Raw genomic sequence first — 14,429 nt, 5'->3', positions numbered from 1 at the left:
GGGGGGAGGCAATCAGTGTTTACACAGGAGTTGCTCCAGTTCGTGCAACGAAGAAACGGTCCAGGTGGGCGCAATGCCTTCTGGTTGCTCGCGATTGTGCGCATTCAGCCAGCAGGTAGCAAGCCCGGCGTTGATGCCACCGAGAATATCGGACTCAGCAGTGTCACCAACCATTAGCACGCGTGAACGGTCAGGATTGCCCGCCTGTTCCAGCGCATAATCGAAAATTTTCTTATTCGGTTTGGCAACGCCAACTTCTTCGGAAATCACCAGCAAATCGAAATAATCACGCAAACCCGTTCGTTCCAGACGCACTTGCTGCAAGGCACTAAAACCGTTGGTGATGATGCCGATTTTGGCATTGCCGCGAATGGCGTTAAGCAGGGAAACCGCGCCAGGCAGCGGTGTGCAGATTTCCGCCATCGCATTAATAAAGGCAGCGTTGAGTTTACCCGGCTCGACGTTCAGCCGTTCGGCCCAGCTTTCAAAACGCCCGTGCTGGAGCTGTAATGAAGTGATCGCGCCGTTTTGATAATCCACCCACAGTGGTTTGTTAACGGCCTGATAGTCCTGAAAATCTTCAGCGGTAAAGGTGACGCTGTAGTCAAGGAACATCCGCTGCAGGCCGGTGAACGAGTCAAAAGTAAACAGCGTTTCATCGGCATCAAAGAAAATCCAGTCCCACTTCATTATTCCACCTTGTCTTACATACTGATTGGCAACGCCATGATGATGGCGTCTTCGCGACCGTCCGTGGTGGGGTAGTAATTGCGGCGAATTGTCGCCTCGTTAAAGCCTAAACTTTCGTACAGAGCAATGGCGGCGGCGTTAGAGGCGCGGACTTCCAGCCATAGCGTCGCCACGCCGCGTTTTTCCAGCTCGTCGATCAGATGTTCCAGCAACGCCCTTCCCAGTCCCTGACGCTGATAGTCGGGATCGACCGCAATATTGAACAATGTAGCTTCATCCAGCACCACTTGCGTAATCGCAAACGCAGCCATTTTGCCGTCTTGTGTCAACTGAAAGTTGAGATAGCGTTCGCCCTGGTTGCTGGCAAAGGTTTTTTCACTCCACGGAAAGGCGTGGGCGCGTTGTTCAATGTGGAAAGCCGCAGGTAAATCAGTCGTTTCGAGGGAAGAAATCGTGTTCATATGTGCAAATTTGTTGCCATAACGCGGCGCGTGCCGTTGGGTTTGCCCGTAATTCGGTGAGCGCCGGTGATGTCACCTGAGCGCCCTCCAGTGACAGCGGTTCGTCAGTACCCAACCGCCAACTGTTGCATCGACTGCCTTGCGGCAGCATCGCGATCCTATCTGGCGTCAGTTGCAGCACCTGATCGGGGCTGACGGTTAATGCGCGCAGAACATCGCTCACCAGAGGATCGGTCAGGGCGGGAAGATCGTTTGCCACCATCACCAGACGGACGTGTGCCGGGATCGCAATGGCAATCTCCCCCTGCAACGCGCCAGGGCGACGCAGCGACCACTGGGTAATGCCCAGCTGCTGTAACTGCCAGTCTCGTCGGGATGTCATAGCGAATCGCTCCTGTTGTCAGGGGCGCAAATATAGCAAATTCGTCGATACCGCGCCAACATATGGCTATAATCGCCGCCAGTATCAATTGAGGAGCATTCCATGTCTGCATTTACCCCGGCAAGTGAAGTCTTGCTGCGCCACAGTGATGATTTCGAACAAAGCCGTATTCTGTTTGCCGGTGACTTACAGGATGACCTGCCCGCGCGTTTAGATACCGCGACCAGTCGTGCTCATACCCAGCAATTCCACCACTGGCAGGTGTTAAGCCGCCAGATGGGTGATAACGCCCGTTTTAGTCTGGTTGCAACGGCGGACGACGTCGCAGATTGCGATACGCTGATTTACTACTGGCCGAAGAACAAACCGGAAGCTCAGTTCCAGTTGATGAATTTACTTTCTCTGCTGCCAGTGGGCACTGACATTTTCGTCGTTGGCGAAAACCGTAGCGGCGTGCGCAGCGCCGAGCAGATGCTGGCAGATTATGCGCCGTTGAATAAAGTCGACAGCGCCCGTCGCTGCGGCCTCTATTTTGGTCGTCTGGAAAAGCAGCCAGTGTTCGATGCGGATAAATTCTGGGGCGAATATAACGTAGATGGACTGACGGTCAAAACGCTGCCTGGCGTGTTTAGCCGCGACGGTCTGGATGTCGGCAGCCAGCTGCTGCTCTCGACATTAACCCCGCACACAAAAGGCAAAGTGCTGGATGTCGGCTGCGGTGCAGGTGTGCTTTCAGTTGCGTTTGCGCGCCACTCGCCGAAGATTCGTCTCACTCTGTGCGATGTCTCTGCCCCGGCGGTAGAAGCCAGCCGTGCGACGCTTGCGGCCAACGGTGTTGAAGGTGAAGTCTTTGCCAGTAACGTCTTTTCCGAAGTGAAAGGTCGTTTTGATATGATCATCTCCAACCCGCCGTTCCATGATGGGATGCAAACCAGCCTGGATGCAGCACAAACGCTGATTCGCGGCGCGGTGCGTCATCTTAACAGCGGCGGCGAGTTACGAATTGTGGCGAACGCCTTCCTGCCTTACCCGGACGTGCTGGATGAGACATTTGGCTTCCACGAAGTCATTGCGCAAACCGGGCGTTTCAAGGTATATCGCGCGATTATGACCCGCCAGGCGAAGAAAGGTTAAGTCTCTCGCCGCAAGCCTTGTTGGATGCGGCGTGAACGCCTTATCCAACCTACAAAACCTGCACATTAGCCCTTCGTAGGCCAGATAAGACGCGCCAGCGTCGCATCTGGCATCTGCACCCACATACCATGTCGGATGCGGCGTGAACGCCTTATCCGACATACAAAACCTGCACGTTAGCCTCCTGATGACCATTTTTCCAGCAATTACACATCAGTCGATAATTAACTATTGACGAAAAGCTGAAAACCACTAGAATGCGCCTCCGTGGTAGCAATTCTTTTTAAGAATTGATGGTATGCGAAGGTGGCGGAATTGGTAGACGCGCTAGCTTCAGGTGTTAGTGTCCTTACGGACGTGGGGGTTCAAGTCCCCCCCCTCGCACCAAAAACCACGTTGATATTGCTCGCACTGGGCGAAGGTGGCGGAATTGGTAGACGCGCTAGCTTCAGGTGTTAGTGTTCTTACGGACGTGGGGGTTCAAGTCCCCCCCCTCGCACCAAACGAGGCGATATCAAAAAAGTAAGATGACTGTGCGAAGGTGGCGGAATTGGTAGACGCGCTAGCTTCAGGTGTTAGTGTCCTTACGGACGTGGGGGTTCAAGTCCCCCCCCTCGCACCAATTATCTTTACTTCCTCTCTTGTTTCTTCCCTGCTTTTTCATCCCTGATTCCACTTTATTATCATTAACATGACGCCAGAAATAAGCGCCAGGCACGATGGTAGTAAAACGTAATGCCGTAACTGTTTGTGATATAGCATCAGCGGCGTCAACACTAATCCCATCAGAATGACAATCCGCCACTGATCCGGCGATAAATCCGCATACGTCATCCCTGCAATCAGCAATCCCGGCAGCAACACTCCCCAACCACTGCCCAGCATACGTTGCAACATGGTTTAATCTCTCAAAGCGATAATAATAACCAATATCATATGATAATTTTTATCATTTGCAAGCCAGAGAAATCCCTTGCTATCGGGCAAACCTATCGCTAGGATTAGCAATCATTATCATTTAGATTACTATCACGATTATGGCCTATCGTTCTGCACCGCTCTATGAAGATGTTATCTGGCGAACGCATCTCCAGCCGCAGAATGCTGGGCTTGCGGAATCAGTACGGGCGACGATCGCAGAACATCGTGGACATTTGCTGGAGTTTATCCGTCTGGATGAACCCGCCCCGCTTAACGCCATGACACTGGCGCAATGGTCATCACCGAATGCGCTACGTTCTCTACTGGCGGTCTATTCCGATCATATCTACCGTAATCAACCGATGATGATCCGTGAGAACAAACCGCTGATCTCACTCTGGGCGCAATGGTATATCGGCCTGATGGTGCCACCCTTAATGCTGGCGCTGCTGACGCAGGAAAAAGCGTTAGACCTTTCTCCAGAACATTTCCACGTTGAGTTTCACGAAACCGGGCGCGCAGCCTGTTTCTGGGTCGATGTATGTGAAGATAAAAACGCAACAACGCATTCTCCACAACAACGAATGGAAACGTTAATCAGCCAGGCGCTTGTCCCGGTAGTGCAGGCATTAGAAGCAACTGGAGAGATCAACGGCAAACTCATCTGGAGTAATACCGGTTATTTGATCAACTGGTATCTGACAGAGATGAAGCAGTTGCTCGGCGAGGCAGCGGTTGAATCGCTGCGTCATGCCCTGTTTTTTGAGAAAACGCTCACTACAGGTGAAGATAATCCACTCTGGCGTACAGTAGTGCTACGCGATGGTCTGCTGGTACGCCGTACCTGCTGCCAGCGTTATCGCCTACCGGATGTGCAGCAATGTGGTGACTGTACGCTGAAATAAAAACTTTGCCGGGACGATAACCCGGCATTAAGCATATTAAAAGGGATGCAACACGTTACTTGTTTCGCAATGCCGCATACATAACAGAATATCTGCGGCCTCCAACAACCCCGCATCAGAACTGACGCCCAGTTTCGACATCACATTAAATTTATGCGCCCGGATCGTTTTAATATTGCGTTTAAGCTGCTCGGCAATTTGTGTCATTGAGTAGCCACGCGACATAAAACGCAATATTTCTCTCTCCGTTGGGCTTAACGTCCGGCTTTGGTTAATGTACCACTGATTATTCAGCCGATCTGTCGCCTGACGCACACCATTTAATGACAGAAACAACTCCTGATGAAAAACTTCCAGCGTCGATGCTTTACTTAATACTCCGTCCAGCGGAGATGGAGATAATGAACCAATCAACCGTGCTTCAATATCATCATCTGCAATAACCAAACGTCGGGTACGCGGAAATTTAATCGCCAGCTCAGTCAGGCAAGATAATCCTTCTCTGCGCTCACTTCTCATGGCAGAAAAAGAAAAAATGACCGCCGCGAACGAGATCCGCGACATTGCATTCTGAAACGACTCCTGACTGGTATAGGTGTGGAGCTTATAAGGGTTACCCGCAAACTTTCTGAATAAACTCTCAATACCGATACTGCTCATGACGCATTTTTCTACGAGTGCGACATTTCTCTTCTTAATTCGGCTGTGTTCCATTCTGCGGCATCTCCATAAACAGAAGGCAAGTTAAGTTCTCTTGCACCCTGTGCGCTATTTATCCATGCATACATCTCAGCATTGCTGTGAATTGCCAGCCGACGCATCGCACTGTTTTTTTGTGCGCTGATAGTTTTATTACTTTTCTTGAGCAATGAAGCTATCTGGTTGATGCCCCATCCTTTGCCTAACAGCCGCAGTACCTTACGCTCTGAAAGCGTCAGAACGACGGTGCGATATCTAAAATCCTGAGTTTCAGCCATTGTCGGAGAGGTCAGCATCGCGCTGATACGATCCGCATACGCATTACCGGAACGAACGGTTTTAACCAGATTCTCAATGGGTTCAATATCCGACAGTAACGTCGCTGTTGGACACATAAGCAGTTCTACTGCCGGGGAGTACCAGGCACGCGAAACCATGAAAACCCAATGTATTTCCCGGTATTGTGAGATCAATGAATAGTAATGTTCACAAACGGAACGCGGGTCTTCCGTTTCGCCGGATAAATCGGCAACCACTAACCCAGCACGACGTAATTGTAATAAGGTTAACTCCTCCGCAGAGGCGCTACTCGTTATTTCATATTCAGGTAGATGGGTCCTCATGACCTCTTTTAATCCTGCCTGCATAACGGGTATTTTACTGATAACAATTCCATTTTTGCAGCATCCTGGCAACATATATCCTCCATATCCACTCTCTATAAATCATGATGGTTAATTCAGGATATTCACCCCCTAAATTAATCCAACAAATTAATAGTTCTAGCGAATAAATTATCCTTAGCATTCACTTCCATATCAGTTTACCCCTGACACACCAAAAATCCTTTGTATGTTTCAGGAGGCTAGCATCAAATAATAACCTGGTAAAATACCTCTGACACATTTAAAATATCTAAATTATGTTGTTAGAAATACTTAATCAAAAACCACAAATCCAATCAGTTTACGATATCATTCAAAATAATGGTCAAAGGCGAAAATCAAGACCTTTAGACCGAAAGAGCAACAAAAAAATCAATAAAAACTGAAAGATATTTCTTATCCAGATTCGAAAAATTGATTTTCCCTGCTATTAGCCAAACGAGTAAAAACAAAACTATAAATTCATTTCAGTGATAATATTCATGAGGATATTTATTTGACCTCTGACGCAGATCGCTTCCTGTCGCCATAACCAGAATTAATCAGCGCAATTTTGATCTTAACCAACCCCAAAACAACCGCGCTTCATGATACAAATGGGGTCTCATTATTTGAACAATACGCAGCACGTCTATGACAAAGGGCGAGTTATGCAAACTGAGCAACAGCGAGCCGTAACACGGTTATGTATCCAGTGCGGATTATTTCTTTTGCAGCACGGGGCGGAAAGCGCACTGGTGGATGAGCTTTCTTCAAGACTTGGGCGCGCGCTGGGGATGGACTGCGTTGAAAGCTCCATCTCTTCCAACGCAATTGTGCTAACCACCATTAAAGATGGTCAATGTTTAACCTCGACACGTAAAAATCAGGATCGCGGCATTAATATGCATGTGGTTACTGAAGTACAACACATTGTGATTCTGGCGGAACACAAATTGCTGGATTACAAAGGTGTGGAGAAGCGTTTTAGCCAAATACATCCTCTGCGCTATCCGCGTTGGCTGGTAGCCTTGATGGTAGGACTTTCTTGCGCCTGTTTCTGCAAACTGAATAACGGTGGCTGGGACGGCGCGCTAATTACGTTCTTCGCCAGCATGATCGCTATGTACATCCGCCAGCTGCTGGCACAACGCCATCTTCACCCACAGATAAACTTTTGCCTCACTGCATTTGCCGCCACCACGATTTCCGGCCTCCTTTTACAACTTCCGACATTCAGTCATACGCCTACCATCGCGATGGCGGCCAGCGTTCTGTTGCTGGTGCCGGGCTTTCCGTTGATTAATGCCGTCGCCGATATGTTTAAAGGCCATATCAATACCGGGCTGGCACGCTGGGCAATTGCCAGCCTGTTGACGTTGGCTACCTGCGTTGGCGTGGTGATGGCACTCACGATTTGGGGGCTACGCGGATGGGTGTGATCGAATTTCTCATAGCGTTGGTGCAGGATATGATCCTCGCGGCAATTCCTGCGGTCGGATTTGCGATGGTATTCAACGTTCCGGTTCGAGCGTTACGCTGGTGTGCGCTGCTTGGCGCGATTGGTCATGGTTCACGAATGATCTTAATGACTACCGGGCTGAATATTGAGTGGTCAACCTTTATGGCCTCTATGCTGGTCGGCACCATTGGAATTCAATGGTCGCGCTGGTATCTGGCGCATCCAAAAGTCTTTACCGTGGCGGCCGTTATCCCTATGTTCCCTGGCATCTCTGCTTATACAGCAATGATTTCAGCTGTAAAAATCAGTCAGTTAGGTTACAGCGAGCCGTTGATGATTACCCTGTTAACCAACTTTCTTACGGCGTCATCAATTGTTGGAGCATTATCCATCGGCCTTTCCATTCCTGGATTATGGTTGTACCGCAAGCGCCCTCGCGTATAAAATTGCCTCGCTTAAAGCACACGGATGAGAGACAGCCTCCTTTCATCCGTGTGTTACTATAAAAGTAATCTCCCTTCTCGTTCATCGTTCCATATTGAGAAACAGTATGTCTTCCAGAGTTTTGACCCCGGACGTCGTTGGTATTGACGCCCTGGTACACGATCACCAGACCGTTCTGGCAAAAGCTGAAGGCGGAATGGTTGCCGTATTTGCTAACAACGCTCCGGCGTTTTATGCCGTCACGCCCGCGCGTCTTGCTGAACTGCTGGCGCTGGAAGAAAAGCTGGCACGTCCGGGAAGCGATATCGCTCTGGACGATCAACTCTATCAGGAACCGCAAACTGCCCCCGTTGCCGTACCGATGGGGAAATTTGCCATGTACCCAGACTGGCGACCCGATGCCGACTTTACCCGCCAGGCCGCGTTATGGGGCGTGGCACTAAGAGAACCCGCTACCGCCGAAGAACTGGCCTCATTCATTGCCTACTGGCAGGCGGAAGGTAAAGTTTTTCACCATGTGCAGTGGCAGCAAAAACTGGCGCGCAGTCTGCAAATTGGCCGCGCCAGCAACGGCGGACTAGCCAAACGAGATGTGAACACGGTCAGCGAACCTGACAGCCAAATTCCACCAGGATTCAGAGGGTAACGATGAAAAACGTTGGCGACCTGATGCAACGCCTGCAAAAAATGATGCCTGCCCATATCAAACCCGCCTTCAAAACGGGTGAAGAACTTCTGGCGTGGCAGAAAGAACAAGGGGCGCTCCGCTCCGCCGCTCTGGAGCGCGAGAATCGGGCGATGAAAATGCAGCGCACCTTTAACCGCTCCGGCATTCGTCCGCTGCATCAGAACTGTTCCTTTGAGAACTATCGTGTTGAATGCGAAGGGCAGATGAATGCGTTGAGCAAAGCGCGTCAATATGTCGAAGAGTTCGACGGCAACATCGCCAGCTTTATCTTTTCTGGCAAGCCGGGCACCGGTAAAAACCATCTGGCGGCGGCAATCTGCAACGAACTACTGCTGCGCGGCAAATCGGTATTGATTATTACTGTTGCCGATATTATGTCGGCGATGAAAGATACCTTCAGAAATAGCGGCGTCAGTGAAGAACAACTGCTCAACGATCTGAGCAACGTTGATCTACTGGTGATCGACGAGATCGGCGTGCAGACCGAATCTAAATACGAAAAAGTGATCATCAATCAGATCGTCGATCGTCGTTCTTCTTCCAAGCGCCCAACCGGAATGCTGACGAACAGCAATATGGAAGAAATGACGAAGTTGCTGGGCGAGCGTGTTATGGATCGTATGCGCCTGGGTAACAGTCTGTGGGTGATCTTCAACTGGGACAGTTATCGTAGTCGGGTAACGGGTAAAGAGTATTAATCCCCATTCCCGGCGTTATACTGCGACACAATTCCACCTTGAGTAATGATGATGAAAACTGTTAAACACCTTCTGTGCTGTGCAATTACCGCCAGCGCATTAATTTCCACCGGGGTAAATGCCGCTTCCTGGAAAGATGCGCTCTCCAGTGCCGCCAGCGAGTTAAGCAATCAAAACAGCACTACACAGGAAGGCGGCTGGTCGCTCGCTTCATTAACTAACCTGCTTAGTAGCGGCAACCAGGCATTAAGCGCAGATAACATGAACAATGCCGCAGGCATTCTGCAATACTGCGCGAAGCAAAAGCTGGCTTCGGTGACCGATGCGGAAAACATCAAAAACCAGGTGCTGGAAAAGTTAGGTCTGAACAGCGAAGAGCAGAAAGAAGACACCAACTATCTGGACGGTATTCAGGGTTTGCTGAAAACCAAAGATGGCCAGCAGCTTAATCTGGATAACATCGGTACGACTCCGCTGGCGGAGAAAGTGAAAACCAAAGCCTGCGATCTGGTATTAAAGCAAGGTCTGAACTTTATCTCTTGATCCGCATAACGCCGCGTTTTAGCTGTTAATCGGCTGGCGCGGCAATCCCCTTCTCTTTTTCCCGCTTCTGACGCTTTCATCCCCTGCTATGCGGGAAACAACCCCGATCAAAAAAGTCTGTTTATAAACTAATTCCTAACAACATCGCATTTTTTTGACACTAGAATTGCAGCAATATGGCAGCGCCATTACATTGTGTTTCTCAAAAAATCTTAAGCATCGGCTACACAGCCTGGTTTAGTGAGGATCGCCCGTTGTCAGAACTACTCTCATTTGCCTTGTTTCTCGCCTCTGTGCTGATCTACGCATGGAAAGCGGGACGTAACACCTGGTGGTTTGCCGCCACATTAACGGTGCTGGGGCTATTTGTCGTTTTAAATATCACCCTTTTTGCCAGTGACTACTTTACTGGCGATGGCATTAACGACGCGGTTCTCTATACCTTAACCAACAGCCTGACCGGTGCAGGCGTCAGCAAATATATCCTGCCAGGTATTGGCATTGTACTGGCACTGGCAGTCGTTTTCGGTGCACTGGGCTGGATCCTGCGCCGCCGCCGTCATCATCCGCACCATTTTGGTTACAGCCTTTTGGCGCTCTTGCTGGCACTGGCTTCTGTCGATGCCAGCCCGGCGTTTCGTCAGATAACGGAACTGGTGAAATCACAGTCACGCGACGGCGATCCGGACTTTGCGGCTTATTATAAAGAACCGTCGAAAACCATTCCTGACCCGAAACTCAACCTGGTTTATATCTACGGAGAAAGCCTCGAGCGCACCTATTTTGACAACGATGCTTTCCCGGATCTCACGCCTGAATTGGGCGCGCTGAAAAATGAAAGTCTGGATTTCAGCCACACGCAGCAGTTGCCGGGAACGGACTACACGATTGCGGGCATGGTGGCTTCCCAGTGTGGCATTCCGCTTTTTGCTCCATTTGAAGGCAACGCTTCTGCATCCGTTTCCAGCTTCTTCCCGCAGAACATCTGTCTGGGCGATATTCTGAAAAACTCGGGTTATCAGAACTATTTCGTACAGGGAGCCAATCTGCGTTTTGCCGGTAAAGATGTGTTCCTGAAATCACACGGTTTCGACCATTTGTACGGCTCGGAAGAGCTGAAAAGCGTGGTCGCAGACCCACATTATCGCAACGACTGGGGATTCTACGACGATACCGTGCTGGATGAAGCATGGAAAAAATTTGAGGAGCTGTCTCGCTCCGGTCAACGGTTCTCACTGTTTACCCTGACGGTCGATACCCATCACCCGGATGGTTTTATCTCTCGTACCTGTAATCGCAAAAAATATGATTTTGACGGTAAACCGAACCAGTCATTCAGCGCGGTAAGTTGCAGCCAGGAGAACATTGCGGCGTTTATCAATAAAATCAAAGCCTCTCCGTGGTTTAAAGATACCGTCATTGTCGTCTCTTCCGACCATCTGGCGATGAACAACACGGCATGGAAATACCTCAATAAGCAGGATCGCAATAACCTGTTTTTTGTCATCCGTGGCGACAAACCGCAGCAAGAGACGCTGGCGGTGAAGCGCAACACGATGGATAACGGCGCTACGGTACTGGATATCCTTGGTGGTGATAATTTTATCGGCCTCGGACGCAGTAGCCTTTCTGGTCAGTCAATGTCAGAAGTGTTCCTCAACATGAAAGAGAAAGTACTGGCGTGGAAACCGGATATCGTTCGTCTGTGGAAATTCCCCACCGAGATAAAAGAATTTACCATCAATCAGAATAAAAATATGATCGTCTTCTCAGGTAGTCATTTCCGTTTGCCGCTGCTGTTGCGGGTTTCAGACAAACGAGTGGAACCACTGCCAGAAAGTGAATACTCCGCGCCACTGCGTTTCCAACTGGCCGATTTCGCCCCACGTGATAATTTCATCTGGGTTGACCGCTGCTACAAAATGGGGCAGTTGTGGGCGCCGGAACTGGCGCTTTCTACCGACTGGTGTGTTTCACAGGGGCAACTTGGCGGGCAACAAACAGTGCAGCATGTCGATAAGCCAGAATGGAAAGGTAAAACGGCATTTAAGGACACGGTCATCGACATGGAACGCTACAAAGGCAATGTCGATACACTGAAGATTGTCGATAACGATATTCGCTACAAAGCAGACAGTTTCATCTTTAACGTCGCGGGTGCGCCGGAAGAGGTAAAACAGTTTAGCGGGATTTCCCGTCCGGAGTCGTGGGGTCGCTGGTCCAACGCACAGCTTGGCGATGAAGTGAAAATCGAGTACAAGCATCCGCTGCCGAAGAAATTTGATCTGGTGATTACCGCCAAAGCCTACGGTAATAACGCCAGCCGCCCCATTCCGGTACGCGTTGGCAATGAAGAACAAACCATCGTGCTGGGCAACGAAGTAACCACCACTACGCTGCATTTCGAGAACCCAACCGATGCCGACACCCTGGTGATTGTGCCGCCGGAACCCGTCGCAACCAACGAAGGGAATATTCTCGGTCACTCGCCGCGTAAACTCGGTATCGGGATGGTGGAAATTAAAGTGGTGGAGCGAGAAGGGTAATCACTGACTGATTTACAGGTCGGATAAGACGCGTAAACGCCTTATCCGACCAACAAAACATTATTGATAAATAAAAATAGTGTCCAACACTGCATAGCCACTTTACCAGTCACTCATTCTCAGAAAGTAACCACGCCCTTAATCAACTCACGATTGTTAATCACATCGCGCTCATAGGTTTCTGCCAGCGTGGCGAACGGATAGCGATGGGTTAACATCATGTCAGCAGTGATTTTCCCTTCCGCCATCAGCCGCCAGACTTTCGCAAAATCTTCCGGCGTAGCGTTACGGCTACCCATTATTGTGGTCTCTTTTTTGTGGAATTCTGGATCAGAGATTTGCAAATCGCCTTTAAACAGGCCGACAAAGACTACCGTGCCACCGTGGCGAATCAGATTAACAGTGTTATTCATCGCATGTTGATTACCTGTCGCGTCGATCACTTTCTGCGCCAGAGAGCCGCCAAATTGCGCACGTAGTTGGTCATCAAAATCTTCTGCGAACGGATCAAGCACGGGCAGCTCCAGACGCCTTATCACATGCTCACGCCGCGCCGGACTGGTATCCACCACCACCACATGTGCGCCATCAACTTTAGCGATTGCCGCAGCTCCCAAACCGATTGGCCCCGCCCCGACCACCAGCACTTGCTCACCAGGCGCAACTGCCGCGCGACGTACCGCATGAGCACTAATGGCGAAGGGTTCAATCAACGCTGCCGCCTGCGGGTCAATGCCATCTGCGGGCAAAATGTTCGCCTCTGGCACGCTTAAATACTCACTAAAACCGCCATCCTGATGAACGCCAATGACCGAAATGCTTTCACAGCAGTTGGTGCGACCACTTTTACACGCCGGGCATTTCTGGCAGGCAATATAAGGGATCACGGCAACTTGCTGACCATTTTTGAGATCAGCAATATCTTTACCTAATTCAACAATCTCGCCACATATTTCATGGCCTAACACACGTGGATAACTAAAAAATGGTTGATTCCCACCCCAGGCATGAATATCAGTACCACAAATTCCGACAGACTTAATCTTTATCAATACTTCATCGCCACCGGGAATAGGCATTTCATATTGTTTCCAGACTAATTCTTTCGGTTTCTGGCAAATTAATGTATTTATCTTAGGCATAATTCTGCTCTCCATTTTTTGTTATCTTAGATATCAATGAAAATGAAAAACGCCAGTGAAATAGAAAATCTATTTTGTGAAAATACACGCATAAAAATGTTTTAAATCGGGTTTTAATAGCGCGACAAGGAGAAAAATATGAGTCGCTCACAAAATTTACGCCATAATGTAGTTAACCAGTTTATTGATGAGATGGTATGTGGTCATATCCCTTCCCCACTCCCATCGCAAAGCTCACTAGCGGAAATGTACAACGTCAGTCGCACCACGGTGCGTCATGTTCTCAGCCACTTACGCGAATGCGGTGTCCTGACGCAGGTCGGAAATGACCACGTCATCACGCGTAAACCTGATCACAACGACGGTTTTGCCTGTCCCGCAGCTTCGATAAGTGAGCAGGATAAAGTATTTGAGCAGTTTTTTTTCACGATGATAAATCAGCGTCAGTTGTTGCCTGGTGAAACTTTTTCTGAGCTGCAACTGGCGCGAGCAGCAGGTGTCAGCTCGATTACGGCAAGAAAATATCTTTTAAAATTATGGTGCTACAACCTCACCCAAAGCGAAAAACGCGGTCAGTGGAGGATAAAGCATTTCGATCAATCCTACGCCGAGCAGCTTTTTGAACTGCGCGAAATGTTGGAAACGCGCTCAATCCAGCGTTTTCTCACTCTGCCTGATAATGATCCGCGCTGGTTTCAGGTGAAAACCATGCTCGAACGCCACCGAATGCTGCGTGACAACATCGGCAGTAATTTTCACACCTTCTCGCAACTGGACAGAGAGTTCCATGCCTTATTGCTTTCAGCCACTGACAATATCTTTTTCAATCAATCCATTGATATTATCTCCGTCATCTTCCACTTCCACTATCAATGGGACGAAAACGATCGCAGGCAGCGCAATATTATTGCCATAGATGAGCATATGACTATTCTCAGTGCTTTGGTTTGCCGCAGCTATGTGGATGCAACGCTTGCACTACGTAACCATTTGAATTCAGCTAAACAAGCGATGATTCGTTCCATCAAGAAGAACAAGCGGTACGTTTATTAAATACAGATTAAAAACAG

At 49.4% G+C, this 14,429-nt stretch carries 16 protein-coding genes and 3 tRNA genes; 12 read left to right on the top strand and 7 right to left on the bottom strand.

The window, feature by feature from the left end; all coding sequences use genetic code 11:
* Positions 1 to 12: 12 nt before the first annotated feature.
* Genes yjjG through holD form a run of 3 tightly spaced genes read right to left on the bottom strand, consistent with a single transcriptional unit; the run spans position 13 to position 1,533 of the window.
* Positions 13 to 690: a pyrimidine 5'-nucleotidase gene (gene yjjG, locus RGV86_RS15885; RefSeq protein ID WP_000870704.1), complete on the bottom strand. Its 678-nt coding sequence runs from the start codon at positions 688 to 690 to the stop codon at positions 13 to 15.
* 14 nt (positions 691 to 704) lie between these two features.
* Positions 705 to 1,151, bottom strand: a complete 447-nt coding sequence (gene rimI / locus RGV86_RS15880; protein WP_001092448.1) for a ribosomal protein S18-alanine N-acetyltransferase — start codon at positions 1,149 to 1,151, stop codon at positions 705 to 707.
* Complete coding sequence (gene holD, locus RGV86_RS15875; protein ID WP_000204010.1) at positions 1,120 to 1,533, bottom strand: DNA polymerase III subunit psi; 414 nt, start codon at positions 1,531 to 1,533, stop codon at positions 1,120 to 1,122. The genes rimI and holD overlap by 32 nt, the downstream gene beginning before the upstream one ends.
* Positions 1,534 to 1,635: 102 nt before the next feature.
* On the opposite strand from holD, the gene rsmC reads away from it, so the two are divergent.
* From rsmC to RGV86_RS15855, 4 genes are all read left to right on the top strand, one after another.
* The gene (gene rsmC, locus RGV86_RS15870; RefSeq protein WP_001272353.1) at positions 1,636 to 2,667 is read left to right on the top strand and encodes a 16S rRNA (guanine(1207)-N(2))-methyltransferase RsmC; all 1,032 of its coding nucleotides are present in this window, start codon (positions 1,636 to 1,638) and stop codon (positions 2,665 to 2,667) included.
* A gap of 300 nt (positions 2,668 to 2,967) precedes the next feature.
* Positions 2,968 to 3,054 (top strand) — tRNA-Leu (locus RGV86_RS15865).
* 28 nt (positions 3,055 to 3,082) lie between these two features.
* Positions 3,083 to 3,169: transfer RNA gene (locus RGV86_RS15860), tRNA-Leu, on the top strand.
* A gap of 33 nt (positions 3,170 to 3,202) precedes the next feature.
* Positions 3,203 to 3,289 (top strand) — tRNA-Leu (locus RGV86_RS15855).
* A 38-nt stretch (positions 3,290 to 3,327) separates the two neighbouring features.
* Here RGV86_RS15855 and RGV86_RS15850 read toward each other — a convergent pair.
* Positions 3,328 to 3,564 carry a DUF1435 domain-containing protein gene (locus RGV86_RS15850; RefSeq protein ID WP_000941740.1) on the bottom strand — a complete coding sequence of 79 codons (237 nt, stop codon included), beginning with the start codon at positions 3,562 to 3,564 and terminating at the stop codon, positions 3,328 to 3,330.
* Between the two features lie 140 nt (positions 3,565 to 3,704).
* Between RGV86_RS15850 and fhuF the strand changes: the two genes are divergently transcribed.
* The gene (gene fhuF / locus RGV86_RS15845; protein WP_085460290.1) at positions 3,705 to 4,493 is read left to right on the top strand and encodes a siderophore-iron reductase FhuF; all 789 of its coding nucleotides are present in this window, start codon (positions 3,705 to 3,707) and stop codon (positions 4,491 to 4,493) included.
* Between the two features lie 36 nt (positions 4,494 to 4,529).
* Here the strand turns inward: fhuF and bglJ are convergent, their stop codons facing one another.
* Positions 4,530 to 5,207 carry a DNA-binding transcriptional activator BglJ gene (gene bglJ, locus RGV86_RS15840; RefSeq protein WP_024165170.1) on the bottom strand — a complete coding sequence of 226 codons (678 nt, stop codon included), beginning with the start codon at positions 5,205 to 5,207 and terminating at the stop codon, positions 4,530 to 4,532.
* Positions 5,165 to 5,890, bottom strand: coding sequence for a helix-turn-helix domain-containing protein (locus RGV86_RS15835; protein WP_309508480.1), 726 nt, complete (start codon positions 5,888 to 5,890; stop codon positions 5,165 to 5,167). Before RGV86_RS15835 ends, bglJ begins: the two co-directional genes overlap by 43 nt.
* Positions 5,891 to 6,507: 617 nt before the next feature.
* Here RGV86_RS15835 and RGV86_RS15830 point away from each other — a divergent pair.
* The 6 genes from RGV86_RS15830 to opgB all read left to right on the top strand — a co-directional run bounded on the left by RGV86_RS15830 (position 6,508) and on the right by opgB (position 12,217).
* Positions 6,508 to 7,278, top strand: coding sequence for a threonine/serine exporter family protein (locus tag RGV86_RS15830; RefSeq protein ID WP_024212502.1), 771 nt, complete (start codon positions 6,508 to 6,510; stop codon positions 7,276 to 7,278).
* Positions 7,269 to 7,742 (top strand): threonine/serine exporter, encoded by a 474-nt coding sequence (locus RGV86_RS15825; RefSeq protein ID WP_032227057.1) that lies wholly within the window; start codon positions 7,269 to 7,271, stop codon positions 7,740 to 7,742. Before RGV86_RS15830 ends, RGV86_RS15825 begins: the two co-directional genes overlap by 10 nt.
* A 106-nt stretch (positions 7,743 to 7,848) precedes the next feature.
* Complete coding sequence (dnaT, locus tag RGV86_RS15820) at positions 7,849 to 8,388, top strand: primosomal protein DnaT (RefSeq protein ID WP_010346632.1); 540 nt, start codon at positions 7,849 to 7,851, stop codon at positions 8,386 to 8,388.
* Between the two features lie 2 nt (positions 8,389 to 8,390).
* Positions 8,391 to 9,128 carry a replicative helicase loader DnaC gene (gene dnaC, locus RGV86_RS15815; RefSeq protein WP_000799918.1) on the top strand — a complete coding sequence of 246 codons (738 nt, stop codon included), beginning with the start codon at positions 8,391 to 8,393 and terminating at the stop codon, positions 9,126 to 9,128.
* Positions 9,129 to 9,176: 48 nt separating this feature from the next.
* Positions 9,177 to 9,671, top strand: coding sequence for a DUF2501 domain-containing protein YjjA (gene yjjA, locus RGV86_RS15810; RefSeq protein ID WP_077629660.1), 495 nt, complete (start codon positions 9,177 to 9,179; stop codon positions 9,669 to 9,671).
* A gap of 254 nt (positions 9,672 to 9,925) precedes the next feature.
* On the top strand, positions 9,926 to 12,217 hold the full coding sequence (gene opgB / locus RGV86_RS15805) for a phosphatidylglycerol--membrane-oligosaccharide glycerophosphotransferase (RefSeq protein ID WP_309508481.1): 2,292 nt from the start codon (positions 9,926 to 9,928) through the stop codon (positions 12,215 to 12,217).
* A gap of 119 nt (positions 12,218 to 12,336) precedes the next feature.
* On the opposite strand, the gene RGV86_RS15800 is transcribed toward opgB, so the two are convergent.
* On the bottom strand, positions 12,337 to 13,359 hold the full coding sequence (locus RGV86_RS15800; protein ID WP_001124254.1) for a zinc-binding alcohol dehydrogenase family protein: 1,023 nt from the start codon (positions 13,357 to 13,359) through the stop codon (positions 12,337 to 12,339).
* Positions 13,360 to 13,497: 138 nt separating this feature from the next.
* Between RGV86_RS15800 and RGV86_RS15795 the strand changes: the two genes are divergently transcribed.
* A complete protein-coding gene (locus RGV86_RS15795; RefSeq protein ID WP_000091591.1) occupies positions 13,498 to 14,412 on the top strand; it encodes a GntR family transcriptional regulator in 915 nt (304 codons plus the stop codon).
* The last annotated feature ends 17 nt before the right edge of the window (positions 14,413 to 14,429 follow it).

The organism is Escherichia ruysiae (genome assembly GCF_031323975.1).
Taxonomy (GTDB): domain Bacteria; phylum Pseudomonadota; class Gammaproteobacteria; order Enterobacterales; family Enterobacteriaceae; genus Escherichia; species Escherichia ruysiae.
Note: the sequence above shows the minus strand (reverse complement) of the source record. Positions and strands in the feature narration are given on the sequence as shown.

What these genes read in the sequence shown, in the direction of transcription:
- yjjG (WP_000870704.1), bottom strand. Translation starts at nt 690, where the DNA reads ATGAAGTGGGACTGGATTTTCTTTGATGCCGATGAAACGCTGTTTACT.
- rimI (WP_001092448.1), bottom strand. Translation starts at nt 1,151, where the DNA reads ATGAACACGATTTCTTCCCTCGAAACGACTGATTTACCTGCGGCTTTC.
- holD (WP_000204010.1), bottom strand. Translation starts at nt 1,533, where the DNA reads ATGACATCCCGACGAGACTGGCAGTTACAGCAGCTGGGCATTACCCAG.
- rsmC (WP_001272353.1), top strand. Translation starts at nt 1,636, where the DNA reads ATGTCTGCATTTACCCCGGCAAGTGAAGTCTTGCTGCGCCACAGTGAT.
- RGV86_RS15850 (WP_000941740.1), bottom strand. Translation starts at nt 3,564, where the DNA reads ATGTTGCAACGTATGCTGGGCAGTGGTTGGGGAGTGTTGCTGCCGGGA.
- fhuF (WP_085460290.1), top strand. Translation starts at nt 3,705, where the DNA reads ATGGCCTATCGTTCTGCACCGCTCTATGAAGATGTTATCTGGCGAACG.
- bglJ (WP_024165170.1), bottom strand. Translation starts at nt 5,207, where the DNA reads ATGGAACACAGCCGAATTAAGAAGAGAAATGTCGCACTCGTAGAAAAA.
- RGV86_RS15835 (WP_309508480.1), bottom strand. Translation starts at nt 5,890, where the DNA reads ATGTTGCCAGGATGCTGCAAAAATGGAATTGTTATCAGTAAAATACCC.
- RGV86_RS15830 (WP_024212502.1), top strand. Translation starts at nt 6,508, where the DNA reads ATGCAAACTGAGCAACAGCGAGCCGTAACACGGTTATGTATCCAGTGC.
- RGV86_RS15825 (WP_032227057.1), top strand. Translation starts at nt 7,269, where the DNA reads ATGGGTGTGATCGAATTTCTCATAGCGTTGGTGCAGGATATGATCCTC.
- dnaT (WP_010346632.1), top strand. Translation starts at nt 7,849, where the DNA reads ATGTCTTCCAGAGTTTTGACCCCGGACGTCGTTGGTATTGACGCCCTG.
- dnaC (WP_000799918.1), top strand. Translation starts at nt 8,391, where the DNA reads ATGAAAAACGTTGGCGACCTGATGCAACGCCTGCAAAAAATGATGCCT.
- yjjA (WP_077629660.1), top strand. Translation starts at nt 9,177, where the DNA reads ATGATGAAAACTGTTAAACACCTTCTGTGCTGTGCAATTACCGCCAGC.
- RGV86_RS15800 (WP_001124254.1), bottom strand. Translation starts at nt 13,359, where the DNA reads ATGCCTAAGATAAATACATTAATTTGCCAGAAACCGAAAGAATTAGTC.
- RGV86_RS15795 (WP_000091591.1), top strand. Translation starts at nt 13,498, where the DNA reads ATGAGTCGCTCACAAAATTTACGCCATAATGTAGTTAACCAGTTTATT.